24 protein-coding genes are annotated in these 26911 nt (G+C 58.6%); 6 read left to right on the top strand and 18 right to left on the bottom strand.

Translation table 11 applies throughout. From position 1 onward, the window contains the following. Positions 1 to 58 precede the first annotated feature (58 nt). Positions 59 to 1297, bottom strand: coding sequence for an ATP-binding protein (locus IRT44_RS11565; protein ID WP_230076706.1), 1239 nt, complete (start codon positions 1295 to 1297; stop codon positions 59 to 61). Continuing rightward, positions 1294 to 3393 carry a SpoIIE family protein phosphatase gene (locus tag IRT44_RS11560; protein WP_230076705.1) on the bottom strand — a complete coding sequence of 700 codons (2100 nt, stop codon included), beginning with the start codon at positions 3391 to 3393 and terminating at the stop codon, positions 1294 to 1296. The genes IRT44_RS11565 and IRT44_RS11560 overlap by 4 nt, the downstream gene beginning before the upstream one ends. A gap of 154 nt (positions 3394 to 3547) precedes the next feature. Here IRT44_RS11560 and IRT44_RS11555 point away from each other — a divergent pair, with 154 nt between their 5' ends. Beyond that, positions 3548 to 3730, top strand: a complete 183-nt coding sequence (locus IRT44_RS11555; protein ID WP_171565493.1) for a hypothetical protein — start codon at positions 3548 to 3550, stop codon at positions 3728 to 3730. Between the two features lie 56 nt (positions 3731 to 3786). Here IRT44_RS11555 and IRT44_RS11550 read toward each other — a convergent pair whose 3' ends face one another. From IRT44_RS11550 to IRT44_RS11515, 8 genes are all read right to left on the bottom strand, one after another. After that, complete coding sequence (locus IRT44_RS11550; protein WP_171565494.1) at positions 3787 to 4782, bottom strand: protein kinase family protein; 996 nt, start codon at positions 4780 to 4782, stop codon at positions 3787 to 3789. A gap of 4 nt (positions 4783 to 4786) precedes the next feature. Beyond that, entirely contained in the window at positions 4787 to 5767 is a 981-nt protein-coding gene (locus IRT44_RS11545; RefSeq protein ID WP_230076704.1) for an aminoglycoside phosphotransferase family protein, read from the bottom strand. 13 nt (positions 5768 to 5780) lie between these two features. Further along, complete coding sequence (locus IRT44_RS11540) at positions 5781 to 7592, bottom strand: LysM peptidoglycan-binding domain-containing protein (protein WP_230076703.1); 1812 nt, start codon at positions 7590 to 7592, stop codon at positions 5781 to 5783. 242 nt (positions 7593 to 7834) lie between these two features. After that, a complete protein-coding gene (gene hemY / locus IRT44_RS11535; RefSeq protein ID WP_171565497.1) occupies positions 7835 to 9253 on the bottom strand; it encodes a protoporphyrinogen oxidase in 1419 nt (472 codons plus the stop codon). Between the two features lie 3 nt (positions 9254 to 9256). Further along, positions 9257 to 10198 carry a ferrochelatase gene (gene hemH / locus IRT44_RS11530; RefSeq protein WP_171565498.1) on the bottom strand — a complete coding sequence of 314 codons (942 nt, stop codon included), beginning with the start codon at positions 10196 to 10198 and terminating at the stop codon, positions 9257 to 9259. Positions 10199 to 10214: 16 nt separating this feature from the next. Beyond that, on the bottom strand, positions 10215 to 11252 hold the full coding sequence (gene hemE, locus IRT44_RS11525) for a uroporphyrinogen decarboxylase (RefSeq protein ID WP_171565499.1): 1038 nt from the start codon (positions 11250 to 11252) through the stop codon (positions 10215 to 10217). Positions 11253 to 11370: 118 nt separating this feature from the next. After that, a complete protein-coding gene (locus IRT44_RS11520; RefSeq protein ID WP_171565500.1) occupies positions 11371 to 12213 on the bottom strand; it encodes a DUF4097 family beta strand repeat-containing protein in 843 nt (280 codons plus the stop codon). A gap of 1 nt (position 12214) precedes the next feature. Then, positions 12215 to 12766 (bottom strand): HAAS signaling domain-containing protein, encoded by a 552-nt coding sequence (locus IRT44_RS11515; RefSeq protein WP_171565501.1) that lies wholly within the window; start codon positions 12764 to 12766, stop codon positions 12215 to 12217. A gap of 498 nt (positions 12767 to 13264) precedes the next feature. On the opposite strand from IRT44_RS11515, the gene IRT44_RS11510 reads away from it, so the two are divergent. Then, positions 13265 to 14902: an esterase/lipase family protein gene (locus tag IRT44_RS11510; protein ID WP_171565502.1), complete on the top strand. Its 1638-nt coding sequence runs from the start codon at positions 13265 to 13267 to the stop codon at positions 14900 to 14902. A gap of 98 nt (positions 14903 to 15000) precedes the next feature. Here the strand turns inward: IRT44_RS11510 and IRT44_RS11505 are convergent, their stop codons facing one another. Together IRT44_RS11505 and IRT44_RS11500 are read right to left on the bottom strand one after the other, a co-directional pair. Continuing rightward, on the bottom strand, positions 15001 to 16878 hold the full coding sequence (locus IRT44_RS11505) for a bifunctional metallophosphatase/5'-nucleotidase (protein ID WP_171565503.1): 1878 nt from the start codon (positions 16876 to 16878) through the stop codon (positions 15001 to 15003). Positions 16879 to 16967: 89 nt separating this feature from the next. Beyond that, on the bottom strand, positions 16968 to 17759 hold the full coding sequence (locus IRT44_RS11500) for an alpha/beta fold hydrolase (protein ID WP_212132903.1): 792 nt from the start codon (positions 17757 to 17759) through the stop codon (positions 16968 to 16970). A 143-nt stretch (positions 17760 to 17902) separates the two neighbouring features. Here IRT44_RS11500 and IRT44_RS11495 point away from each other — a divergent pair, with 143 nt between their 5' ends. The 4 genes from IRT44_RS11495 (at position 17903) to IRT44_RS11480 (ending at position 20449) form a co-directional block, all read left to right on the top strand. Beyond that, positions 17903 to 18049 carry a hypothetical protein gene (locus IRT44_RS11495; protein WP_230076702.1) on the top strand — a complete coding sequence of 49 codons (147 nt, stop codon included), beginning with the start codon at positions 17903 to 17905 and terminating at the stop codon, positions 18047 to 18049. 199 nt (positions 18050 to 18248) lie between these two features. Continuing rightward, positions 18249 to 19184: a hypothetical protein gene (locus IRT44_RS11490; protein ID WP_171565505.1), complete on the top strand. Its 936-nt coding sequence runs from the start codon at positions 18249 to 18251 to the stop codon at positions 19182 to 19184. 105 nt (positions 19185 to 19289) lie between these two features. Next, a complete protein-coding gene (locus tag IRT44_RS11485; protein ID WP_230076701.1) occupies positions 19290 to 19586 on the top strand; it encodes a helix-turn-helix domain-containing protein in 297 nt (98 codons plus the stop codon). 17 nt (positions 19587 to 19603) lie between these two features. After that, positions 19604 to 20449 (top strand): IS3 family transposase, encoded by an 846-nt coding sequence (locus tag IRT44_RS11480; protein ID WP_230076700.1) that lies wholly within the window; start codon positions 19604 to 19606, stop codon positions 20447 to 20449. A gap of 121 nt (positions 20450 to 20570) precedes the next feature. On the opposite strand, the gene hemL is transcribed toward IRT44_RS11480, so the two are convergent. Genes hemL through hemA form a run of 6 tightly spaced genes read right to left on the bottom strand, consistent with a single transcriptional unit; the run spans position 20571 to position 26817 of the window. Beyond that, positions 20571 to 21854, bottom strand: coding sequence for a glutamate-1-semialdehyde 2,1-aminomutase (hemL, locus tag IRT44_RS11475; protein ID WP_171566350.1), 1284 nt, complete (start codon positions 21852 to 21854; stop codon positions 20571 to 20573). 7 nt (positions 21855 to 21861) lie between these two features. Continuing rightward, positions 21862 to 22836, bottom strand: a complete 975-nt coding sequence (gene hemB / locus IRT44_RS11470) for a porphobilinogen synthase (protein ID WP_171566351.1) — start codon at positions 22834 to 22836, stop codon at positions 21862 to 21864. Then, positions 22820 to 23644: a uroporphyrinogen-III synthase gene (locus IRT44_RS11465; RefSeq protein ID WP_171566352.1), complete on the bottom strand. Its 825-nt coding sequence runs from the start codon at positions 23642 to 23644 to the stop codon at positions 22820 to 22822. Before IRT44_RS11465 ends, hemB begins: the two co-directional genes overlap by 17 nt. After that, positions 23641 to 24585, bottom strand: coding sequence for a hydroxymethylbilane synthase (hemC, locus tag IRT44_RS11460; protein WP_230076699.1), 945 nt, complete (start codon positions 24583 to 24585; stop codon positions 23641 to 23643). Before hemC ends, IRT44_RS11465 begins: the two co-directional genes overlap by 4 nt. A gap of 21 nt (positions 24586 to 24606) precedes the next feature. Further along, positions 24607 to 25425, bottom strand: a complete 819-nt coding sequence (locus IRT44_RS11455) for a cytochrome C assembly family protein (RefSeq protein ID WP_171566354.1) — start codon at positions 25423 to 25425, stop codon at positions 24607 to 24609. Positions 25426 to 25455: 30 nt separating this feature from the next. Beyond that, positions 25456 to 26817, bottom strand: a complete 1362-nt coding sequence (gene hemA, locus IRT44_RS11450) for a glutamyl-tRNA reductase (protein WP_171566355.1) — start codon at positions 26815 to 26817, stop codon at positions 25456 to 25458. Between the last annotated feature and the right edge of the window lie 94 nt (positions 26818 to 26911).

Here is a 26911-nt window from a genome sequence, read left to right as displayed (position 1 = left end):
ACCGATACTGACAGTTCCCTGCTTTCATGTATTACCCTTTTGTGCATTTCCCAAACATTCACAATGGTTGGACGCGGCACTCCAAGACCAGTTTTGTGCCCGCCGACGAACTGCAAAGCAGGAGCCGGTCGCAGCACCGCAGCATGACGTGAAACCCGACACCCAGCGAGTTTCGGGTGGAATAGCCCTGGATCAGCGTCGCACGCGGCAGTTCTTCCAGATCGATGCCGCCCCCCTGGTCATGGACGACGGCGCGGCACACTTGCTCATTTGCCCGGTAGAGAGTGACCGTACCGCCGCTGCCGTGCTTCAGCGTATTGCTGGCCGCTTCGTTCAGCGCCACGATGTACTGCAATAGACGCTTGTCCGCCATTCCGAGCGGCTCCAGCACCCGTCGGCACTCGCGCCTCAGCCTGCTCAAATCCTCCGGAGCCCGCACGTCAATGGCAGCCAGCATCTCTCCTTCCCTGATCAGTGCAAACAGTTCCTCGTCAGTCAACAGGACCAGCTTGTCGCCCGTCACCGACGCCAACACCTGTTTGTACAAATCCCACTCTTTTTTCTGCCGCCGCCGCTCCTCGGCAATCGCCTCCGTAATGTCGATCAGCGCAAGGCCGCACGTCCGGTCCGGCAGGGGAGACGCGTACAGCTCGTAGACACGGCTCCCGTCCGGCGCCACGACCTGTTCCCTGAGCGCGGTGCCCGCGTCCGCCGCCCGTGCCGCCAGACGGCGCATCTCCTGCTCCAGCGGCTCGTCCACCCGAGCTGTCCCGAGCGGACGCAGGCGGCCGTCCTCCACCAGATAAAGGTAGATCGCCCCCACCTGGCGCAGGATGGAGAGCTTCTGCAGCTCCTGCTTGATTATCCGGCTCCACTCGTCGTTCCGCTCCCGCATGTTTTTCAACAGCGAGGCCGGGTCGAGCTCCCCGCTCAGATGCCAGCGGTGAAACTCATCCAGGAGCAGCCGCTCCAGCACCTCGTTCCGGCGCAGCACCTTTTCAATATCCAGCACGTAATACGGCACATTGCGGATTCCCCGGACCAGGCTGCCGATAATCCGAAAGTCGGCGGCCAGCTCCACTTCAATTCGCCCATGCAGCGGCTGCCCGGGACAGTACAGCCCCACTGCGGTCCGGCTGACCGCGCGCAGCTCCGCGACAGCCTCCGCGCCGTCCGCCAAAAGCGTCAGACGAACCTGCCGGGGCGGCAGCACCTTCTGCGCCGAGCGGCCCACCCGCAGTTCGTTCAGGCAGTTGCGGCAGGAGGGCTCGTCGGGACACCGCTCACACAGTATCATGCTCCTTCCCCCTCTTTCTTCGCAGCCGTTTGAAACTGAAGGATCAACAAGGAAATGTCATCCTTCTGCTGCCAGGCGCGGGTCAATTCCCAGACGCGCTGCTCCACCAGGGCAATGCGATCTTCGGCCGATGTCCGGCATTCGTTCCACAATGCGGACAATTCCCGGCGCCATCTGTCGGGGCAGCGGCTCGAATCGCGCCGCTTCAGGTCTGGCAGGCCATCCGTGTAGACGAGCAGCATGCCGTCTTCAGTAATGTCCATTTCCTCCCGGACGTAGCGGCTGTCGGACGACAACCCCAGCCCCAAGCCCCCGGCGCAGGAGAACAGGCCGACCTTGCTGGCCGACAGGTACAGCGGCTGGGGATGGCCCGCCCGGCTGAGAAAGAGCTTGTGGGCAACAGCGTCGTACACCACGATCAACATCGTGATGAACGAGCGCGTTTTGCTCAAATCCGCATACAGCAGGTTGTTCAGCCTGTAGAGTATCTGGTCAGGCTCCCAGCACGTCTGGATCACTGCCCGCAGCGCGCTGCGAATGCTGTTGGCCATCAGGCTGGCCGGCAGGCCGTGTCCCGATGCGTCTGCCACGACAAAGCAGGTGTAGCGCTGGTCAATCCGGACGTAATCCACGTAGTCCCCGCCCACGTAGGCAACCGGCAGATAGACCGCTTTTGCCTGCAGGCGCGGCAGCACCATCCGTTCCTCAGGAATGAGCAGCAGTTGAATTCTCCGCGCAAGCTCCATCTCCTGCTCCATCAGGCGCAGTTCAAGCGACTGGTTTTCGTGCAGACAGCGCAGGATCAGACCACGCACGTTGACCGCGAGCAGTCGGTAAAAGGGGTGCTCCATCTCTTTTTCATCCGCCTCTTCGTCCGCCGTCTTGGCCAACACCACCACGTAGCGGGGCGACAGCGGCGAATCCCGCTGTTCGTCGACGACAATCTGCTCCGTCAGCGTATGCCGAATTTGCGGATGGTCCGGATTGCCCCGGACGCTCTCGTAATAGACGACACCATCCGCTGACTCCAGGGACAGCCGCAGGTATAAAAGCGTGCCCATTTTGGCAAACCAGGCGTCCACCAGCTCCTCGATCACCAGCTGCAGGTTTTCGTAGCTCACTTCCCTCATGCTGTGCTCGTTGCTGACGATCAGGAGCTGTTCATAGCGCTGCTTCAGCTTGAGCAGCTGCGCCATCTGGGCGTTTTTCCGCCCACTCTGCTCCAATTGCTCCGCGAACCTCCGTTCCAGTCTGTCCACATACCCAAAGGCGCGTTTGATCACGCTCCGGTTGGCCCGGATTGTCAGCACCAGCCTCACCAGCGCCACCAGCGCTCCCAGGGCCATGCCGATCAGACTGAGGCGCGGTATGGCGGCAACGGATAAGGCGGCAACCACGGTACCTGTCAGCAGTACCGCCGCCATGGATGCATCATGGAGGGAAAATGTCAGTCTTTCGTACGAATGGGTGCAGTCGTCGATTTCCAGTGAGCGTTCACTGACTCGCTCACGACGCTGATGCGCCCGGCAGAGAAGCCAAAGCGAAGCGGCCCCCGCTCCAAACAGCAGAGCCGGAGACAAAAAGGGCAGCGCCGCCGTCAAAACAATAAACGGCAAAACGGCCGCAAGCAGGCGGCGCCGATCCGGCTGGGCCGCATCCGCCATCCGCCGATTGGCGAGTGCCAGGGTGACGGCGGGAAGCAGCAGCAAAAACCCGCTTTGCAGCGCCATTTGGGCGTGCAGCTGGCGGGACAAATCCGGCATGAGCATCAGGCAGACGGCTGTTGTGCCCAACATGGCGCACAGCGTCAGTGCGTCCAGCAGCGTCTTCCACCGCTCGCGGCCGAGATACGGAGCAAACATCGTGTGCAAGGCCAACAGAAAAAAGAGCGAAAAGCACACACACAAAGACAGGCTGATTATCCGGACCCAAGCCATCGGGATGAATCCCAGCAGGTGTCCGGCTCCCCAGCTGATCAATCCCCATCCCAGCCAAAACGCATCCCAACCCCTATCGCAAGCTGAACGACGGGACACATGCACCAGATACGCGCCCGCGCCCGTACCCAGCGTGTAAAGAAGAGCTTCCCAGATCATCGTGGATCTCCTTATTTTTGCTATCCTATCAGACTATTTTCATTTTACCTACCCGCTCACTCCTGCGTCCAAACCTGTTTTTGCCCCGATAAGCGCGGCTGGTGCAAGGCACTGGCTGTATTCCTTGCGCATATGCTGGAACGAGGTGATTCCGATGAACTGCCGCTGGAAATTCCACCCCACCTATCTGAGGATCAAGTACGGCTGCAAACAGGTTCTGCTGCCGCTGATCATCTTTCAGTTCATCCGCACGGTGATCGTTCCCACATCGTTTGACGTCGTCCTGCTCGGCATCCTGGGGCTCTTGTACGTGGCCATTTACCTCGGCTGGCTGTAGGGGACTTCAATGAGGACAGCAAAAAAACAACGCCCCACTCTGTGAGACGCTGCTTGTCAAAAGGCCTGCTGAACCCAGCGGTTGAGCCGCATCAACCGGTCTATATCCTTCTCCAGCCGCTTGACGGCGTACAGTTCGTTCCAATCCCGCATGCCGCCGTAGTAGATTTCGATATCCCGCATCACCCTTTCCGGGTAGGTGAGAAAGATTGAAAGCAGGTCGATCTCATCCGGCCGAAGCGGAAAGATGCTGGTGTAGTGATGAAACAGTTGACTCGCCCCCGCCGCGTCGCCCGCCTGGTGAAAATAGGCGCGGTAGAACAGGGTCAGGTCACGGGTGGGCGTGTCAAAGAGGGCGCGGTCAAAGTTCAGCAGCTTTCCCTTCCCCGAGCGGTCGGGCATGATGTGGGCCGGATGGGGGAAGCCGTGGATCAGGGACAAGCGGAAGTGGGCGTGGGTCTGGTGCCGTTCCCGCCAATCCCGGAGCCGGGCAATCGCTGTTTGGGCCAGTTCGGACACGTACGCCTGATTGGCGAGGAAGACCACGTCAAACGGCGATGGATACAGGCGCTCACGGGCCAGGTCGGCCGCCTTCTCCGCATGTGCCAACAGATGCTGCCAGCGTTTCAAAAGGGAGTCGATCAGCGGCTCTACCTGGCGAGGATCGTCAAACCGGAAATTTTGCGTCAAATGGTGCAGCTCGGCCAATCGTTCCACGGTCGGCGTCGCCCAGGCCAATGGCTGATTGTCCCACAGTTCGCCACCGGGCATCCAGACGGTCAGGTAATACGTGGTCTCTCCCTGCTGGACGTAAGGTTCGTCGTATTTCGTGTAACAGTACGGCACGGCTCCGTCCCATCCCCGCTGCTGCAGATGGCGCAAAACGCCGCTGACAAGCAGCAGCTTTTGCGCAGAGACCCGCGTCCGCTTGCAGACAAACGATCCGTAAGGGGTCAACACCTTGTACACGTTGGGGGGTTTTAGTTCATCGACGGTCTGGGCGTACATGTCGTATTCACGAAACAGCGGATAAATATCGTCAAAGCGGCTCATACGCCTACTCACTCCTTGCACCCTCAGCCCGCTCAGCCACACGCCGCAGCAAACCGTCGACGGCTTGCTGACGAACGAGGGCCTGCTCAAACTCCGCTGCCGAGCCCCCGTCCGGCTGACCATCATCCTCCATGTATTTTTCCATTTGTTTCCATAATTCCATTGGTGCCGCCAGAAACGCCAGCATTAGCGTATAGTCGCCGTAACTGAGCGGTTTTGCCTCCTCGTAGCCGTCGAGAAAGGCATCCACCTGAGCTTGGTCATGATGCGTCAGGTACAGATCCCGCAAAAAGACGGCCACATCCCGCTGCTGAACGGACAGCGTCGGCTGGAAAAAGCCGCGCAGGTAAAGCCTGCCATCGATCATGCCCAAATTGTCCCGGTGCAGTTCGCCGTGCGAGACGGACAGTGCAGCCGGATCAATCCGCGAACTGGCCAATAGGTCGGCGCTGCGCTGCATACGCTGGAGCACGAAGGGAAACAATTCGGCGACTCGCCGCCGTTCCCCCTCCGCCCGCCTGTACCTGGCCCGTACCGCTTCCCACAATTCCCGTGCCCGCCTTGACTCGGCCACCGCCTGAAGCTGTTCCTGGCGCCAAAAGTCTACGGCGGGAAACAGGCTGCTCTCCCGCTGGGCTGCGTGCATCATGCCGATGATCCTGCCGCATTGGCGGATGGTCTCGTGATCCGTCGGAACCGGTTCGATGTGGCGCAGATGGTCTGTCAGGGTAATGCCGCGGCTGGCCTTCACCAGATACGGTTTGGCATCCCGCGTGCGAATGAACCGTTCCAGTTCGCGAAACCCCTGCCGGGCCATCCTCTCCCGCCAGGCAAACGACCAGCGCATCACGTCCACACGCGGCCAGATACGCAGTTCCTTGGTGCCCCGGTTTGTCTCCAGCAGATAGCAGTCTTCCAGCGGCGTCATGTGGATTACCCTCGCCCGATAGCGCCGACAAATCTCGGAAAGGTCGATTTTCTCCACGGTTCCCCGCTCCTCACTCTGGAATGTACAAAATTTGCCCCTCCACTACCTGGTCCGCGCTCAACTTGTTTACCTCCAGGATCTTGGAGATGGGCAGGGAGTACCGCTGGGAAATGGATTCCAGCGTGTCGTTGCGCTGAATGATGCACAGTTTCAACTTGCTGTACCGCTCTTCTTTGCCGCGGATGAACGAGGTGAGGTTGTGCATCGCTTCCAGCGTCCTACTGTCCGGCTCGTACGCGTCCGCCCTGCGGGAAGAACTGGAGGACGACTCGGCGCTTTCGGCTGCCTGCGCTTCCTGTTGGATGCGACTTGCCTGGGAAAAGATGGACGTGAGGTTCAGTTTCTCCCCTTCTCCCTCGGTCGGCTTGCCGGAGATGGCCACACGCACCTCCCGCTCCTCTTCCGTCTTGGGAGCAGTCTGCACTTCCAAAACGTCCGGCTCCTCCTGCGCTTCGACGGTATCCGCCTCTTTCGCCTCCGCCTTGGCCTCGGCCACTCCCGTTTCTTCCGCTTTTACGCTTGCTTCAGCCGCTTCCGCTGCTTCCGCCTCCACGCTTGCTTCGGCCTTCACGCTTGCTTCCGCTTCGGCCGCTTCCGCTGCTTCCGCCTTCACGCGGGCCTCAACCGCTCCCGCCTCTTTTGCCTTCTTGTTGGCCTCGACAATTCGCGATTCACCCGCTGCAGGCCTGGCGCTTCCCGTTTCTTTACCTTCTGCCTGGGCCTCAACACCGCGTGTATTTTTCAATTCGGCCTCGTACGATGATGCGAATCTGGGAGCAGTGGCATCTGGAGCACTCTCCCACCTGCTTTGCTCCTCCCGAGCAGACGCGCGGTTCACCTCCCAGGGTGGAGCCTGATGAAACGACATCTCTGGATATTCGTCTGCTTCCAAAGCCGGCTGATCCCACGCACCTGTCACCTCACCGTATTCCGCTGAGGCGGTCACATCGCCATAATCCGTCTGGGGAGATGGCAAAGGTGAGGCAGGCCGGTCAAACATCGCCGCGTATTCAGCAAGCTCCTCTGCCTCCGCATGAGGCTCCCGCTCCATCCTCTCCAGCTCAGACAGCCTCTGTTCGAGTTCTTCCAACGAAGCTGGACGTGCCACGCGGTCCCGCTGGTCCGGGCTGATTGCTTCGGCCTGCCACTGTTCTGCTGCGCGGCTCTCCACATCCACGTCCGAATGCATGTCCGAGTCCGTCTGCGGCTGCACGTCTGCACGCACGGACATGTCCGCTTCCGCCGTTTCCACCTCCGACTGCATCGCCTTCTGGTCGGATACCCAGTAAGGCTCTGCCATGTGGGCGGCTTCATCGGCGGGGGCCGTTGCCGAGTCAGGCTGCAGGGCGGATTGTTGCCCCTGCTCGGTCAGCTGAATGCCGGCAATTTTCAGTTCTGCTTCGATCAGCAGTTGATGCGGCGTTTCCACCTGGCAATCAAAACCGTCTACGACCGCGTAAATGTCCCCCATTTCGGCAACCCGGCTGACTGGGATCGTGATGTTGACGGGGATCCGATGATTCACTTCCTCCTCAAAACCGAACAGCCCGCCGTTGTTTCCCGCCTGCGGAAACGGAGCGAATGTCACCGCTTCCACCAGGGTTTCCGCTCCGCCTTCGGTAGGCTCCGAGGCGCCCCTGGCCGGCTCGTATGTTCCGTACAACTGCAGGCAGCCTGTTATGGAGATGAAGGACTGGTTTTCCAGCACCTCAATATCGGGGACCAATTCCAGCTCTTTCAATTCGCCAATCCCGGCGCGTTCCGCGGGGAGGAATATGGTTTCCTTGATGGCGAACGACAGCAGCCCATCCTGAATCGCCATTCGTGCTCCTCCTTTCAAGTGCAGGACATTTCCCTATACTATATGGACAGGACGAGCCGTTTAGCACTGCAAAATGAAAGGAGCACAAAAGAAATGATAGCCGTGCTGCAGCGAAAAGACGGAGACGTGCGCCAACCAGCGGTCTGCCGGTGATGTCCAATGCTGCCATCAGCAAATGAGGGCAGCCACAACAGCTTTTTTGACATGGACATGCCGCACGGATACGCAAAAAAACCGGGGCATCAATTCCCCGGTTTTTGTGTCAAGTGGTCAAGCAGTTCGCGCATTGCCCGTTTTCCCTGGTCAATGCAGTCGGGCACCCCGACTCCGCCGTATGAGGCGCCTGCCAGCCGCACTGCAGGAAGCGCTGCACCTACTTTGGCAGTCACGTCGCGCAGCCACTGCTGATGGCCGACCATGTAGGGAAGGCCCCTGTTCCAGCGGGTGACCCGGTAAAAATCAGGCGTATCGCCGATCTTCATGACCCGTTTTAAATCGCGAATGACCACGTCGACGATCTCCTCGTCGGAGCGGTCGACGATTTCCTCGTGGCCCGGCTTGCCGACATAGCAGCGGACGAGCGCTTTTCCCTCGGGTGTCGTATGGGGCCACTTGCGATGCGTCCAGGTGCAGGCGGTGATGGTGTAATTGGCCTTGCGCGGCACGACGAAGCCCGTTCCCTCCACGTCCAGAGGCACCGCCTCCGCCGGGTAGGCCATCGCCACCGTGGCCATGATCGTCGGCTTTGCACCGCCGAGCGGCGGGATATCGACGTACGGACGCAGCAGTTCCTGCGCCACCGGATGAGGGACGGCCAACAGCACTGCATCCGTCCGCAGCGTCCGACCGTCGCTCAACTGCAGCATATATCCCTCCGGCCGCTTTTCGATCTGCCGCACTCCGGTATTCTTCTGCACCGCCTCTGCCGGCAACAGCTGCTCGATCCGCTCCGCCAGCGACTGCAGTCCGCCTTTCAGCGTCATGAACATGCCCGTCGGCTTTTTCGGCTGTTCCGGCTTTGCCTGCGGCCGTGCGTTTTTCATCGCCAGGATCAGGCTGCGGTACTTTTGTTCCATTTGCGCATACTGCGGAAACGTGGAGAGCAGGCTCAGCTTGTCGATGTCGCCGCCATACACACCGGAGATGAGCGGCTCGATGACGTTTTCGATCACTTCGTCGCCGAGACGGCGGCGGAAAAAGTGACCGACTGATTGGTCCTCGCCCGGTTTTCCGCCCGGCAGCACCAGGTCGGCGGCAGCCCGCAGTTTGCCCAGCGGCGACACCAGCGGCGTCCAGACAAACGGCAGCAGTTTGGTGGGAATGCCCATTACCGCCCCTTCCGGTATGGATACGAGGCGATCCTTATGGACGATGTACGCCTGTCCGGCGTGGTTGTGCACAAGCTGATCGCCCAACCCGACGTCTTTGATCAGTTGGGAGGCGCTTGTTTTACGCTCCAAAAAGGAGTCCGCCCCCAACTCGATGGTAAATCCCTGATGCCGCCACGTCTGGATTTTGCCGCCCAACCGGCTGCTTTCCTCCAGCAGGGTAAAGCTGACCGGTACGCCCTCTTCACGGCTCCATTTTTGCAGGTAGTAGGCGGCGCTCAGTCCCGTGATGCCGCCGCCCACGATCGTCACATGCAGGTGTTTGTCGCTCATACGCTATTTCCCCAAGTCCGCCAACTTCTTTCCGACAACATCCGCCAAACAGGCGATAAACTCCGGTCTGGCGTTGGGCATCGGCGGGCGGTAGTAGTTTGCGCCCAGTTCTTCCGTCACCGCTTTGCACTCGATGTCGTTGTCGTAGAGGACTTCCAAATGTTCGGCGACGAACCCAACCGGACAGTAGACAAACGACGTGTAGCCATGCGCCGCGTGCAGCTCTCTGGTCAAGTCCTGCACGTCCGGCCCCAGCCACGGTTCCGGCGTTCTGCCGGCGCTTTGCCATCCCACCGCGTAGTGGGTGACTCCGGCGGCCTCGGCAATCCGTTTGGCCGTATCCTCCAGCTGTTGCGGGTACGGATCGCCCAGCTGCAGAATCTTCTCCGGCAGGCTGTGAGCCGAGAAGATGACCACCGCTTTCTCCCGCTCCGCTGCCGACATGGCAGCAAACGTGTCGCGAAGCGCATTCGCCCAGTAAGCGATAAAGCCCGGCTCCTCATACCAACTGTCGATGCTGTTGATCACCGGACCGCCAATCTTCTCCGCATGGGCTTTTGCCCGAGCGTTGTACTCCTTGACACTGTAGGTGGAGTAATGGGGAGCAAGCACCAGGCTGATCGCCTCGGTGATGCCGTCGCGGTGCATCGCATCCACCGCGTCCTCGATAAACGGCGCGATGTGCTTCAAGCCGAGGTAACCGACAAATTCCGCATCGGGGTGACGGCGGTTCAACTCCGCTTCCAGCGCTCGCACCTGCTCGTCCGTAATCTCAGCAAAACGGTTGATCCCGCCGACCGCTTCGTAACGCGCCTTCAGGTCGTTCAGCAGGTCTTCCGGCGGTTTGCGACCGCGACGAATATGGGTGTAGTACGGTTCGATTTCGTCCTGGCTGCGCGGCGTTCCGTACGCCATCAGCAAGAGGCCCCATTTACGCTTCGCCATCTGTTCACACCTCCCGTCACGAATCTCGGCGGTAACTGTGGATGAAGCGGGTCAGTTTCTGCAGCGTTTCCACCTTCGCATCCGGGAAGACGCCGTGCCCCAGATTGAAGATGTAGCCAGGCTGTTTGGTCCCCTCGTCCAAAATCGCCTTCGCTTTGGCCTCCAGCATGTCCCACGGCGCCAGCAGGAGCGTCGGGTCGAGATTGCCCTGCAGCACCTTGGTGACCCCCAGTTCCCGCGCGGTACGGATGGAGGTGCGCCAGTCGAGACCGACCACGTCCACCGGCAGGCGGTCCCACTCCTTCAGCAGGTGGCCGGCGCCAACGCCGAAGTAGATCGTCGGCACGCCTGTTTCTTTCAGCGCGCTGAAGATGCGGTGCATCACCGGCGCAATATAGGTGCGGTAGTCCTCGTCGTTGAGTGCGCCCACCCAGGAGTCGAACACCTGCACAGCCTGCGCACCGGCGCCAATCTGCGCTTTCAGGTAGCGAATGGTCATCTCTCCCAGCTTGTCCATCAGCGCCTGCCATGCCTCCGGCTGCGTGTACATGAACGCTTTCGTCTTGTGGTAGTGCTTCGACGGGCCGCCCTCGATGATGTAGCTGGCCAGGGTGAAAGGCGCGCCGGCGAAACCGATCAGCGGTACGGAGAGCTGCTGGCGCAGGATTTTAATCGCTTCCATTATGTACGGCACGTGCGATTCCGGGTCCAGTTCGCCCAGGCGCTGCACATCGGAAAGCGTTTTGACCGGATTGGCAATGACTGGTCCGACGCCCGACTCGATGTTGACGTCCACTCCGATCGGCTTCAGCGGGGTCATGATGTCAGCAAACAAAATGGCGGCATCGACACCCAACTGCTCAACGGGCAGCCGCGTGACTTCCGCACACACTTCCGGTATGTAATTCATCTCAAAAAAGCTGTACTTGGCGCGAATCGCCCGGTACTCCGGCTGATAGCGCCCCGCCTGCCGCATGTACCAGACCGGTACGTGCTCCGTCGGCTCGTGGCGACAGGCTTTCAAAAACGTATCGTTAAACGGTTTTGCACTCATGAACAAACCTCTCTTCGTTCAAAGAATGATCCTCTTTCATGATACCATCCACCATTCGACAAATCCCGCATCTTTTGTGTCAAAATCGTTATCGTTTCATAGTGTTTCCAAAAAGTTCCTACTGAATGCGAATATCCCCGGTCGCGGAGCGGACGAGGATGCGGGGTCCGTCGGAGCCGTTCGATCCGTCCAGCCTGTGATCCGTTCGCTCGCTGTAGGATAGTCCGGGCCACTCGGCGTCCACTTCACCCGTGTCGGATTTCAGGTCGAGCCGGACGGCCGCCGGTTTCTTCTCCACTTTGATCTGCACGTCGCCCGTATCAGTTGTGATGTCAACATTGCCGGTCAGTTCGGCCAGCACCAGATCCTGCACGTTTCCCGTATCGCTGTCGATGTTGACATCGCCGCGGATGCCGACCAGGTCCATGTCACCCGTGCCGGTGCTGACCGCCAGCTGGTCGCCCTCAAAGCCGTTCAGCTTCACGTTACCGGTGCCTGTTTGGATCGTCAGGCGCTTGGCCTGCAAGCTGCCGGTGCGAATGTCTCCCGTCACGGTGGCAAGCTGCACGTCCTGATAGGCAGCAGCAGGAATGGTCACCTGGAGTTCCAGTCGAGTGTTGGGAGAGAAGAAAAAGCCGCCCTGTTTTGGCTCCCCCACAGTGATCCGCAGGATACCGTCAGGGGTTACCTCCGTCTGCAGCGTCGGCTTGAGAGCAGCGGACAGCTCCCCGACCAGCCGGACGCTGATCGACGACTCCTGGGCTGCGGAGAAGACAACATCAGCTGTCTCCGTCTTCAATTCGATATTGTTCACCTGCTGTGTGATCGTACGCTGCTCGTCGATGGACTGCACGTCAAAATGGAAATGCCCCCCCTGATGAAACTGCCAGACGAGCCCTCCCACTCCGACAAGAAAGGCAAGAAAGAAAAAGCCGAATAATCGATTACTGATGCGTTTCATCTCATTTCCCCCTGATCAAGCGCAGATTGAAATGCAGGTAGCGCAGAGATTGCCGGTACAGCCAGCCGGTCACCCGGAACAGCCCGATCGCCATCATGCCGCCCAGTCCAAACGACGCGATGCCGGCAAACACCATGTAGGTGCGGTGATCGGATGCTTCCGGAATGACAAAAGGAAACAGCAGGCCGACCGGTGCGATCAAAAGTGCCAGCGAAGCGGCGTAGAGGCCGATCAACACGCCGATGAGCGCAAGAAACGGTCCCAGGACAAAGACGAGGTTAAAGAAGACAAGCATGACGGTCGCGATCACCGTCCGCGTCATGTTGCCGACGGACGCATCGGAATTCGCCTGGTATATCCGATGGTCGGCCAGGATTTCTTGTGCAATCAGCCGGGGACTGCCCAGTGCTTCGGCAATCTCCTGCTCGCTTTTTCCGCTCTTGACACCGTTCAAAAAGTGCTGCGTGTAACTGGCCAGGATGTCCAACCGCTCCTTGTCCGGAAGCTCGCGCAGCAAGCTGTCCAGCTCACGTATAAATTCACTTCTCGTCATAAACGATCCCCCTGGTTCATCCGATTGACCCCGCAGGCGAATGCACAACTCCACGTAACAAACGGAGTCGTTCCCGATCGGTTCGCCCTGAATCGGGAAGCTGGCAACGGACAAGCATCGACCCGAGCCAAACGCATTTTCCCATTGCTGACTTGTGAACGGCGCTTTCACTACCATTGTACTAGGATCGCGGCGATTAGCGAATACAGCCCCAAATGTACGTTACGAGCAAGGCCCCCGTTTCATTTCATACGTGTTCTCGATTGGGCGACGGGAGACACACATTTCTTCTCTGCGCCAGTCAAGCGGAGGCGTATTTTCCAGTGATGTCTGTTTCAAAAACAAACGACGCCAGATGGCAGCGCCTATGAAATATGAAAATGTGAATCTGACAATCTGTATTATGTCCGGTTGATATAGTTATAGACATGCTGGCAGCATTATTGTAAAATAAAACCAAATATTCCAAATATTAAATTATTTAAGGAGGAATTTGCGATGAGCCGACGTTTTCTGCCCGCCTTGCTCGCCCCTTCCCTCGCCCTTTTGCTGGCCTGGCCGTCCGCTGCCGCAGCAGCCCCCAGTCCCACTCTGCACGACGACAATCCAAACGGAAAAGCAGGTGATTGGTACACCGGAGCGATACCGCCCAACGCTTCGAATGACAAACCGGTATTGCTGTTCGTGCAGGGGCTTCATTCTGACTACACCACGTGGACTGCCTCCGACGACTTTTACACCGCCGCTTACAACGCCGGATACCGCACCGCGTTCGTCCAGCTGCCGGATGCGGAGGGCACCGGCGGCAGCATGTGGACCAACGGCCGCATATTGGCAGATGTCATCAAGAAAGTGGCCGACTACTACCAAGTCCCCCAGATCAATGTAATCGCCCATTCAAAGGGCGGCATTGACACGCAAGCGGCGCTGGTGTACTACGGAGCGCACCCCTACGTCAACGTCGTACATCAATTGGGCACGCCCAACAAGGGGTCGGAACTGGCCGACCTGGCCTACAGCGATTGGACGTGGTGGCTGGCGGAGATTATTGGCATGCGTGACGATGCCGTCTACTCGCTGCAAACCTCCTACATGGCGCAGTTCCGTGAGCAGACAGACAGCCGGGCGGAAGCCCGCAAGGCCACCACGTACATGGGAGCAGGTACCGGTGACGATGGATGGTTTTCCCCCACCTGGTTCGCCCATGCCATCCTCCCCGGCTCGGATGACGGGGCCGTCTCCCTCGACTCGGCGTTCGGTCTGCCGTACGGTATCCGCTCCTTTACGGACAAAGGCTCGGAAAAGCTCTCCCACTTCCAGCTGCGGGATGCCTCCAAGACTTGGGAGCTTGTCCGGCCCAAGCTGAAACTGGCTTCCGCCGGATGGAGTGAAGCCGGAGCGGCTGAAGCCGAGTGGACTGACGCTGGATCGGCCAAAAAAGCGGATCAGGCCGACCGGGTGCCGGCACGCAGCAAAGACGACGCTACCAGTGCCATCTATCGCGGCGGAGAAGTGGACGGCGAGCAGACGGAGCGCATTCCTCTGGAAGGCGGCCTCAAGAACGTGATGATCGACGTCATGGTGGCTGACGAAGCGACCACGGTGGAACTCATCAGTCCGTCGGGGAAGGTGTACAGGCCGGAAGATGGAGAGGCAGTGTCGGACGAACACGGCATCTTCGGCAAAGCCATGCATCACGTCTTCTCGATTGACAAGCCGGAAAAAGGAGAGTGGACCGCGAAAATCAACGGCAAACGGGACGCGTACTTCCTGCTGGCCGCCGTCAAAGGAGGCGTCGACCTGAATTGGCAGGCGGACAAGCAGGTGTTCAAGAAAAACGACACCGCTTCGCTGCAGCTTGAGACGCGCAAAGGCAAAACAAAGCAGACCTCGCTTCAGCAGGCCACGCTGCGTCGGTCCGGATCCGGCAAGGGAACTGAGCTGAAGCGGCTCCGTGTCAATGCGGTCAGCGACAACGAGATGAACATTCGCTTCCAGGTGCCGTCCGAGCCGGGTGTCTACAATCTGTCGTTTGAGGTGACAGGCGTAGACGAATCAGGGGCAGCGTTTACGCGGTCGGTCAACTACAATTTTGCCGTCACGGACGATGACGGTGAGATTCCTCTTCCCGAATAAAACGAAAGAAAGCCCTCCGTCCGGCAGCTGTTCGGACGGGGGCTTTCGCTGTTGCTTCATGGCGGGTAGCAGCAGTATGGTCCTGCCGATCGCTCGTTTTACTCGTTGACTTCGACGATGCGCCCTTCTACCTTTGGGTTCACCGTCTTTTTGTTTATCAACGCTTCTTCGACGATGGTGTAGAGCGTGAGGCCGGTGTTGAATCCCGGTTTGTTAAACGACTCGTAGCCGTCGCCGCCGGCAGCGATGAAGTCGTTGGTGGCTACCTTGTAGGTTTTCTTCAGATCAAGCGGCTGGCCGCCCACTTTCACTTCCACGACACGCTCGCCGGCCGGCTTTTTCGGATTGTAGGTAAAGGACATGCCGCTGATTTGCGGGAATCGTCCTGCGCCTTCCTCCACCTGGCTGACGCCGTTTTCCAGCGCCTTTTTCAGCTCTTCGCCTGTCACTTCGATCACGGTCAGGGTGTTCGGGAACGGCAGCAGCGTGTACAGGTCCTTTTTCGTGATGTCGCCCGCTTTCAACTGGGTGCGGATGCCGCCTCCGTTGATCAGGGCCACGTCCGCTTCGTGTCCTTTGATTGCCTTCGTGCGCTCCAGCATGATGTCTGCGACCAGGTTGCCGACGTTGGTTTCTTTTTTGCGCACCAGGCTGCGGTCTCCGTCCAGATCCACTTCCGACTTGGCGATCACTACGCCCATGACTTCGTCGATCTTGCTGACAATCTCCTGCACCAGTTTCTCTACTTCCGGGTCAGCCTGTACACTCTCATCGTACTCTTTCAACCCGCCGCTAAACGCGACCAGCTCCTTGCCCAGGTAGTACAGGTCGGCACGGCCCAGAGATTTGCCGTATTCCCAGTCCTGCACGATGTAGGTGCCGTTGACCACTTCCGGTGTCTTCAGCGGCGTGTGGGAGTGGCCGCCGACGATCAGGTCGATGCCCGGCACGTTCTTCGCGATTTCGCGGTCCACCTCAATCCCCACGTGGGAGACCACGATCACGTGATCCGCTTCCTTTTTCAACTGCGGCACGACCACCTTCGCCACTTCCACCGGATTTTTGAACGTCAGCCCTTTCACGTTGTCCGGATGCGTGAGAATGGGCGTATCCTCCGCCACGAAGCCTACGAACGCGAACTTCTTGCCGCCGATCTCCGCCTTGTACGTGGGCACGAGGAACTCCGTGCCGTCAGCCTTAAACACGTTGGCGGAAATGATCGGGTACTTCAGCATATCGCGCAGCTTGAGGAGCTGTTCGTAGCCGAAGTCAAACTCGTGATTGCCCGCGGCCATCACGTCGTAGCCGAGGTGATTGAGAATCGGCACGACGGACTCTCCCTTGAACTGGTTGACGAAGACAGTGCCCTGGAAGGTGTCGCCGGCGTCAATCAGCAGGAAGTTCTCGTTTTCCTGACGCCACTCTTTCAGCAGCGTGGCAATCTTGGCAAAGCCGAATTCCTTGAGGCTTGCATCCTCTTGAATATGTCCGTGCGTGTCATTGGTGTGGGCGATGGTGATGTGCGTGGTGGCCGCGTCCCCGATAGCCTGGAAGAATTCGCCGCGGGTCACCTGTGCCTTGTTTTCCAGCTTGAGCGTATAGCCCAGCTTTTTCGCCATCTCCGTCAGCTTTGCGGCGGACGGCAGTTGTGTCGGAGTGTTGATGTCGTTTGCGCTAATTGCTCCCTGGCTGTTTAGCCAAGTCAGGTACGGTGCGGACCAGTGGGCGCCTTTGCCCGCCGAGGCGGTGACGTGGACTCCTTTCAGTTTGGCAAAGACGACGGCGGCCTCAGCCAGCGTCACGCTGCGCTCCAGCGCCAGATCACCGTTTTGTCCCGGTAAGAGGATGGACTTTTTTACCATCCAGTCCACATGCTTTACCGGATGGAGCGGCGCGGCAAACGCCGATCCGGCCATCAGCGACGAACAGATCGCTGCAGCCACTACGGCCAGGCTGATGCGACGTGCTTTTTTCATGAGTGCTTCTCCCCCCAAAACAATAATTGATAGAATAGGACAGCACTACTGATTATAGCAAAATTTTCTTGCGATTTGTCCACATTTTGTCAGAAACTTCCCATAAATTCGCCAATCGCCGCCGTCAAGTCATCCGGGACTTCCAGCATGCCCATGTGGCCCGCTTTCGGCAGCAGCACCTGGCGAACGTGCGAACCGTCTGCCGTGAAGGTCTTGGCCGGGGAGACGATCTGGTCCTGTTCGCCCGCGACAAGCAGCACAGGCAGGCTGGTTTTCTGCAGGACGTGCCGTCGATCCGGCCGATCTCTCATCCCCTGCAACGTGCGGATCGCTCCCTGCGGATCAGTCCCAAGACCTATTTCCCTGGCCAGCCGCACATCGTCAGGACGGGAGGTGACGCTGTCTGGGGCAAACAGCCTGGGCACAAGCGCCTTGATAAACGGCTCCATCCCGTTCTGCCTGATGCTCTCCATGCTCTTGTCGCGGTTGGCCTTTCCCTGTTCGTCGTCGGGATACGCGGTGGAGTGGATCAGCCCGAAGCCAGTCAGCCTGTCCGCGTAGCGCTCCGCAAACGCCAGCGTCACGTAACCGCCCAGCGAGTGGCCCAGCAGCGTCGTCTGTTCCACTTCCAGCGCATCCAGCAGATGAACCAGATCCTCTGCCAGCCGTTCCATCGTGTACGGCTCGTCCGGCGCGGAACTGCTGCCGTGTCCCCGCAAGTCCGGCACGATCACGCGGAACCGCTTTGCCAGTGCGGGTATCACCTTTTGCCAATAGGCTGAACTGCCGCAAAAACCATGTACCAGCATGAGCGGTGCGCCGCTGCCCGCATCGGTGTAGGCGAGGCGAACGCCGTTTGGCAACGATACTTGTTTCATCATCGCAAATCCCCCTCGTTTTTCTCCTATTTTCAAAGTGTTGCCCGGCCAGGCGGATTCATACACCTGTCGGCTGAAAGCCGGATCACGTGGAATCCCCGGCCGCCGGAGCGGAACAAGTCCGCTTGCCAGGGCTTGTCCTATGATTGGAAAAACACGGTAATGAACTCCCTCAGGCCAATCACGCGCTGGAAATCAATCTGGACGCGGAGGCGTCGCTCGACGTGCTGCGCCGCCTTATGCGGGATATGGCCACGTTCCTCTCCGACCGCCTTTCAATACCCGCACGATAGGATACGGACTGCGGAGACCGCCCTCTCTGTTCCCGGCACCGCCGGCGGTTTGCCGCAGCCCGTCCCCCCTTTCCTCTTCTCAGACTTTAGACTCATTTCTCGTTTGAACGCGCAAAAACACTCACGACGAAAGCCCCTCGTGCCGATATGTGAAAAGGACCTCACGTTTACGACTCTGAGCACACCTGGAGGGAGCGTCATGATACATGCATCTCGTCGGGCACTTATCCTGCTGATCGCGCTGATTATAGTAAGTCTCGTATTTTTGATAGGACTCTCCACCAAGGAGACAACGGCCGAAGTACTGCCAACCCGCGTGAAGCCTGCCGAAGGAAAGCCGCTGAAAGCCACGTGGCTTTGGCACACATACGAGACCGCTTCGGAACCGGATCAAATCCTCACGTTTGCCGCCGAGCAAGGCGTAAACCTGCTGTATCTGAAAATCGATACCTCGCTCTCCCCTGCGTATTACCGGAAGTTCATCGGCAAAGCCCGCGCTGCCGGAATCGACGTGCATGCGTTGGGCGGGAAATCCGATTGGGGGCTGGCACAAAACCGTCAGGACATCCTTGCGCTCGTCGATTGGGTCAACCGGTACAATCGCAAAGCAAAGGCTCAGGAAAAAATCACCGGCATCCATCTGGACATCGAACCGTACCTCCTGCCTCAGTGGAAAACAGATCAGCAAGCAGTCATCCGGCAGTGGATGGGCAACGTGGAGGCGTATGTCAGCAAAATCAAGCAGCAGCCTTCCCTGCAGATTGGGTGTGATCTGCCGTTTTGGCTGGACAATATCCCCGTCCCCGGCAGCCCCGACACCTCGCTGGCCGAATGGATGATCGCCAAGCATGATCACGTGGCCGTGATGGCTTACCGCGACCGGGCGGCAGGATCGAACAGCATCTCCTCGCTCGTGACCCAGGAGCTGGAGATGGCCGACCGTCACGGCAAGAACCTGCTTGTCGCCGTTGAAACGAAACAAAGCAGCGAGGGCAATTTCATCACCTTTTTCGAAGAAGGCAACGCGTTCATGGACCGGGAACTGAACAAGCTGCCCGCGCTCATGGCGAAACACCCTTCCTTTGCCGGCGTGGCTGTCCACTCCTATGAATACTGGAAGGAATTGGCAAGATAATCCTCCAACAAAAAAGTCCCTGCCGCAATTAGAGTGCACCCCTTAAAGTAGACATTGGAAAAACCCCTTGGGAAAACCGATGTTACTTTAAGGGGTGAATTTTTTATGGCTATCAAAGGTCAAAAGTTCAAGCATTATCCTTTGTCGTTGAAAATGGAGGCAATACGATTGCATGTAGAGGAGAAGTGGACATACAGACAGATCACTGAGCATTTAGAAATCCAGGATAAGGATCGAGTAAAAAAGTGGATGCGGAAATACAAACAACTTGGGGAGTTCGGTCTTTTGGATCAGCGTGGACGACGTACAGCGTACATCGATCAAGATCGACATGTGAAAAAATTGAAACGGGAGAACGAAATTCTAAAAAAGTGTTTGGAAATCTGGATGCGGGAGGTGTAAGAAAAAAGTATCGTGTGATGGAGAATGTCGCAGCGTTGTACCCGATTACCGAACTCTCCAAACTTCTTGGTGTATCGAGGAGTGGGTATTATCGGTATCTTGCACAGAAGGAGTGGGATAGAGACGGAGAACTGAAACAGCAGATTCAAACCATCTATGATGAACGAAAAGGAATATATGGGTATCGAAGAATTCAAGCGGAACTCTTTCGTCAATACGGCAAGGTTGTGAATCATAAGAAGGTGTTACGACTCATGCAAATTCTTGGGCTGAAAGCCATTATTCGTGGCAAGCGAGCGTATCGGAGCACGTATCGAGCGGCTGAATCTGATGGTCGTGTTGCCGAAAATCTGTTGAAGCGTGACTTCACAGCCGAGAAACCAAACCAGAAGTGGGTCACCGATGTTACCCAGTTTCGTGTAGGAGATCAACGTATCTTCTTATCAGCGATTAAAGACTTGTTTCACAACGAAATCGTGGCGCACCATGTGAGCTTACACAATGACAATGCCCTTGTCCTGGAGACGTTTCGGAAAGCATTTGAAAAGCATAAGGACGTGACTGGACTGATCGTACACAGCGATCAAGGCTCCCAGTACACGTCCCACGCATACCACGACATGCTGCAAAAGGTTGACGCCCGAATCAGCATGTCGCGAAGGGGCAATTGTTTAGACAATTCCCCTATGGAGAGTTTCTTCTCGCACTTAAAGGCAGAAGCTCTCTATCCTTATGATATTCGAAGTCTGGATGAAGCGCAAAGACGAATTGAGGAGTACATTCGTTTTTACAATGAAGAGCGTTTGCAAATCAAATTAAATAAGCTGACGCCAGTCGAGTACAGGCGTCAGCATGCGGCCTAACGGCCGGGGGTTTTTTAAGTGTCTACAAAATGGGGTCTTGACCAAATCGGACAGGGACTTTTGTTGTCTCAACACTCCCGACAGCGCGGGCAGCTGCTGCTGTTCTTCGCCGTGTGCCGGTTTACAGCTTTTTCATCGCCTGGTAGCTGGCTTCGATGGTGCGCTCAATATCCGCTTCCGTATGGGCCAGTGAGACGAACATGCCCTCAAACTGGGACGGCGGAATCATGACGCCTTCTTCCAGCAGGTAGCGGAAGTAGCGGGAGAAGCGCTCCAGATCGGATGTCTTGGCTGTCTCGTAGTTGACGACCGGCGTCTCCGTAAAGAACAGGCACACCATGGAGCCGACGCGGTTTACCGTATGCGGGATGCCCAGCTTCCGTGCGTTGTCCGCCAGTCCTTCTGCCAGGCGGGAAGAGAGTGCATCCAACCGCTCGTAGACCCCGTCCTCACCCAGTATCTGCAGCGTGGTCAATCCCGCTGCCATCGCCAGCGGGTTGCCGGACAGTGTGCCTGCCTGGTAGATCGGTCCCGCCGGTGCTACGTGCTGCATGATGTCCCGCCGGCCGCCGTATGCGCCGACCGGCAGGCCGCCGCCGATCACCTTGCCCATTGTCGTCAAGTCAGGGGTGATGCCGTACAGCTCCTGCGCGCCGCCGCGGGCAACGCGGAAGCCGGTCATCACTTCGTCAAAGATCAGCAGTGTTCCGTAGCGCTGCGTAATCTCCCGCAAGCCCTCCAAAAAGCCTGGCTGCGGCGGTACGACCCCCATGTTGCCGGCGACGGGTTCCACAATTACCGCAGCCAAATCTTCGCCGTACGCTTCAAACGCCATTTTCACGCTTTCCAGATCGTTGTACGGTACGGTGATCGTATGAATGGCCGTCGCTTCCGGCACACCTGGGCTGTCGGGCAGTCCAAGCGTGGCCACGCCAGAGCCCGCCTTGATCAGCAGGCTGTCGGCATGTCCGTGGTAACAGCCCTCAAACTTCATGATTTTGTTCCGCTTGGTATAGCCGCGCGCCAGCCGGAGTGCGCTCATCGTCGCCTCCGTGCCGGAGTTGACCATCCGCACCACTTCGACCGACGGGACGATCTCGCAGACCAGCTTGGCCATGTCCGTCTCCCGTTCGGTCGGAGCGCCAAAGCTGGTGCCAAGCGCAGCCGCTTCCTGGATCGCGGCAAGTACTTTCGGGTGGGCATGGCCCAGAATCAGCGGCCCCCAGGAACCGATGTAGTCGATGTAGGTGTTGCCGTCCACATCGACGACGCGCGCTCCCTCTCCTTTGGCAATGTAGACGGGATTGCCGCCCACGCTTTTAAACGCCCGTACCGGGCTGTTTACTCCGCCCGGTATGTACTGCTGTGCTTCCGCAAACAGCCGGATCGATTTTTCCATCTTCATCGCCTGCTCACCTCGCCAGCCATTTTGCCACGTCTTTGGCATGATAGGTAATGATCAGGTCGGCACCGGCCCGCTTGAAGCCGACCATCGTTTCCATGACAATCCGCTCTTCGTCGATCCAGCCGTTGGCCGCCGCCGCTTTGACCATGGAGTACTCGGCGCTCACGTTGTAGACGACGATCGGCAGATGAAAGGACTCACGCAGGCGCAGCACCATGTCCATGAACGCCAGCCCCGGTTTGACCATCAGGAAGTCAGCCCCCTCCGCCACGTCGGAAGCTGCTTCGCGCAGCCCTTCACGGGCGTTGGCCGGGTCCATCTGGTACGCCTTGCGGTCGCCCGACTTGGGCGCGGAATGAGCCGCATCCCGGAATGGGCCGTAGAACGACGAGGCGTATTTGACCGCGTAGGACATGATCGGCACGTGGGTAAAGCCGGCTTCGTCCAGCGCCGCACGAATTGCCGCCACAAAGCCGTCCATCATGTTGGACGGTGCGATGATGTCTGCTCCCGCTTTCGCCTGCGAGACTGCCGTCTTTGCCAGCAGCGTCAGCGATTCGTCATTGACTACGTCGCCGTCGCGCAGCACGCCGCAGTGGCCGTGGTCGGTGTATTGGCACAGACAGGTGTCGGCGATCACGACCAGTTCAGGATGTCTTTCCTTGATCTGACGGATGGCTCGCTGCGTCACGGCATCGTCGTTGTAGGCTTCCGAACCGCAGGCGTCCTTGTGCTCCGGCACACCGAAGACCAGCACGGACTGGATGCCCAACGCTGCCACCTCGTCAATTTCCTCGTTCAGGCGGTCCAGCGAGAAGTGATAGACGCCCGGCATGGAGGGAATTTCCTCCTTGATGTTCGAACCTTCCACCACAAAGATCGGGTAGATCAGATCCTCCACACGAACGTGGTTTTCGCGTACCAAGCTGCGCATCGCCGCGCTGGAACGAAGCCGGCGATGACGGTCAAATGTGAGTGCCATGTACATCCCCTCCCAGATTTGCTGTTAACGCTTGCAACAAGCCGTCCACCGTGTACTCCCTGGCCACGGCGTGAACCGGCAGGCCGAGGCGCTTGGCCGTCTCAGCCGTAACCGGCCCGATGCAGGCAATCCGCACGGAGGCCAGCAAGCCGTCCAACCCGTACGGGGCCATCACCTGCGTGAAGTGCTGCACCGTGGATGAACTGGTAAACGCAATCGCGTCGATTTCCCCACGGCGCAGCCGCTCCGCCGCTTCCGGGGCATTCGCGCCGTCGATCACCGTTTCATAGGCGTCCACCTCGGTCACCTGCAGCCCCATGCGGCGCAGTTCATCCGGCAGCGTCTTGCGGGCGATGTCGGCCCGCGGCAGCAGCACCCGCTGGCCCGGTGTCAGACGCCCCTGGAGCGCGGTGAGCATGCCCTCCGCCACGTAGTCGGACGGAATCACATCCGCCGTCCAGCCGTGTTTTGCCAGTTCGGCAGCTGTCTTGGGTCCGACCGCCGCCACGAGGCCGGTCATCCGATCCGGGCTCACGCCCAACTGCCGCATTCGCTCCAGAAAAAAGCGGACGCCGTTGACGCTGGTGAACATCACCCAGTCAAACGAATCCAGGCGGCCAATTGCGTCGTCAAGCGGTCCCGTGTCGGTCGGCGGCACCATTTTCAGCAGCGGAAACTCGTATGCCTCGCCGCCCAGCGCCTCAATCTTTTCCACCAGCTCGCGGGCCTGGCTGCGGGCCCGCGTCACCATCACCCGGACGCCGGAAAGCGGCAGGCGATCCTCGCCAATCGGCGTCAGCCGGTTCATCCCAGATTCTCCTTCTGCACCTCTGCCAGCACCTCGCCGGCTCCTTCCGCCAGCAGGGTGTCAGCCAGTTCCCGGCCGAGTGCGTCCGGATCGGTGCCGGAGATTGTCCGCTTGAACACCCGTTTTCCGTCAGGCGACGCGACCAGACCGGTCAGTGTCACGGTCGGCGCGGCATCGCCCGGCGCTTCCGCCACGGTGGCGTAAGCCCCGATCGGCACCTGGCAGCCGCCCTGCAAACGGTGCAGGAAGCTGCGCTCTGCCGTCACCGCCAGGCGGGTCGGCGGGTCGTCCAGGCGGCGCAGCAGCGCGAGCGTCTCCTCGTCGTCCGCCCGGCACTCGATGGCCAATGCCCCCTGCCCAACCGCCGGCACGCTGATCTCTACCGGCAGATACTGGCTGATCGTTCCGTCCCACTTGACCCGCTCCAGTCCGGCCGCCGCCAGGATGATGGCGTCGAAATTGCCTTCGTTCAGTTTGCGGATGCGCGTATCGATATTGCCGCGCAGCGATTCGATCTGGATGTCCGGCCGGTAGGCCAACAGTTGTGCGGAGCGGCGCAGGCTGCTCGTGCCCACCAGCGCCCCGTGCGGCAGCTCATCCAGCGTCTTGCCGTCCTTGGACAAGAGCACGTCGCGGGGGTCCACCCGCTTGGGAATTGCCCCGATCACCAGTCCCTCCGGCAGCTCTGCCGGCATGTCCTTCAGACTGTGCACGGCCAGGTCCGTCTCCTTGTCCAGCAGCGACTGCTCGATTTCCTTGACGAACAGTCCCTTGCCGCCCACCTTGGACAGGGTGACGTCCAGGATGCGGTCTCCTTTCGTGACGATTTCGTGCAGTTCAAACGACGCCTCGGGCGCAAGCCGTTTCAATTGGTCCACGACCCAATTGGTCTGGGTGAGCGCCAGCATGCTGCGGCGCGTTCCTACCTTCCAGTTTCTCATGGTAGCCTCCTTGCGTGGCGGTTACAGCCATCTATGAAATGTGGAGATGTCGGTGGCCAGAAAGTTGACCAAGAGCAGCAGAAACGCCGTCAGGTTAAACTGGGCCAGCCGCCGCATCTGCCAGGTGTCGCTGAAACGCTTGTACAGCCAGTACGAATACGCCCCCAGCACCAGGGTCGACAGCAGCACCTTGGCATCGAGCCAAAACTTCTCGGGCAGGACCACCCTGCCCCAGATGATCCCGAGAATGATTGCCAAGAGCAGCATCGGCACCCCGACCATGTTCATCCGGTACGCGTACGCTTCCAGCATGTCGAGGCTGGGCAGCCGCCGCAGCAGCGGCGTCCAGCGTTTTTCTTTCAGCATCTTGTGCTGCAGCAGGTACATCGCCGAAAAGATCATCGACAGGGAAAACGCCCCGTAGCTGAACAACGCCAGCGTGATGTGGATCAAGAGCAGGTCCGACGTGAGCGTTTCCGATATGGCCGTCAACGGCGTCTCCGGCAAAAACATGGAGAGCACCAGCACGACAAAGCCGATCACATTGGTAAAGAATACCAGCAAATCGATGCGAAAAAAATAATTAATCAGAAGTGACAGGGAGACCAGCACCCAGGAATAAAAAAAGAGCGTCTCAAACAGTGTGATGACGGGAAAGTACGATTTCGCCGCCACCTGTGAGACGAAAAAAGCGGATTGCAAGGCCCAAACGACAGCAAGCAACCCGAAAGCCAGGCGATTGACTTTCCGGTTGCTTTGCAAGAAGTCGTTGAAATAGAAGAGAACACTTGCAGCGTAGAGAAAGATCGTCAGGTCGTAGATCCATCTCGCGTCGGCCATGTACGCTCTCCTCTCTTTCCATTTCGGTCCCTACTCGCGGAAGCCGGACGCAACGACCTGCTCACGAGAGGACAAGTGTTTTTTTTTCTCTTTTTCCCAGTCGGCTTCCCGCTCAAACCGCTCCAGGGTCTCTTCCAATGCAAAGATGGTTGAGAACATGTCCAACACGTCGTCCCCGTTCGACTTGGCCGCCATCTCTTTCAGACGGACGACCGGATCGTGCAATAACTGATTAATCATGCCCTTGGTCGTCTTGCGAATGATGTGCAGCTCGCGTTCGGTCAGGTTGGACAGCTTGTTCTCCATTTTGCGCATTCCTTCGCTGTGGATCGCCTCCGCCTTTTCACGCAGCGCGGCAATCAGCGGTGAAACGCCCAGCGTCTGGTACCAGGTGGTGAAGGCGACGATTTCATCGGCAATCATCCCCTCCAGCCGCTCCGCCTCGCGGGAACGCTCCGCCAGGTTGCTGGCGACAATACCTTCCAGATCATCAATATCGTAAAGGTAGACGTTATCCAGTTCGTGCAGGCCGGGGTCCAGATCCCGCGGCACAGCGATGTCGATCATAAACAACGGGCGGTGTTTGCGACGCTTCATGATCGGCATGAGCTGTTCCTTGGTGATCACATAGCCTGCAGCTCCTGTGGAGCTGATGACGATGTCGGCGGTGAGCAGTGCCTCAGGCAACTGCTCCATCGTACAGGCGTCCCCTTTGAATTTCTCCGCCAACATCCGGGCACGCTCCAGCGTCCGATTGGCGACCCGCACGTGCTGTGAACCGTTGGCGTGCAGGTGTTTGGCGGTCAGCTCGCTCATTTTGCCCGCGCCGACGATCAGCACTTCCTTGCCCGCGAAGGAGCCAAAAATCTTTTTCCCCAGTTCCACCGCGGCGTAGCTGACGGAGACAGCGTTTTGGCCGATCCCCGTTTCCGTGTGGGCCCGCTTGGCAAACGTGACCGCCTGCTTGAACAGCATGTTGAACACCGTTCCAGTCGTCTTGAGCTGCTGGGCGAGCAGGAAAGCGTCCCGTACCTGTCCGAGGATTTGCGTCTCGCCCACCACCATGGAGTCAAGGCCGCAAACGACACGGAACAGGTGTTCAATCGCTTCTTCGTTTCCTTTTATATAAAGATGTTGCTTGAACGACTCTTTGTCGACGCCAAACCACTCCGCCAGAAATCTCAGCACGTAGTCCCGCCCCACGTTCAACTGATCGCAGACCACGTAGATTTCCGTGCGGTTGCACGTTCCGAGAATGACGCATTCCGCTATGCTCTTCGTCTGGGAGAGGAGATGAAGAGCGCGTGCTGTCCCGTCATCGCTGAACGTGAATTTTTCCCGAATTTCGACTGGTGCTGTTTTGTAATTAAGACCCAGCAAAAGGATATCCATAATGTCCTCCCGGTATTACATGCCAGTCGGCTCTGTGTAAAATGCACTATTATTATAACATTATGTCCCCAAACGACCACTTGTAAATGTGAAA

Origin of the sequence: Brevibacillus sedimenti, from assembly GCF_020923495.1 — a bacterium.
Lineage (GTDB): Bacteria > Bacillota > Bacilli > Brevibacillales > Brevibacillaceae > Brevibacillus > Brevibacillus aydinogluensis.
Note: the sequence above shows the minus strand (reverse complement) of the source record. Positions and strands in the feature narration are given on the sequence as shown.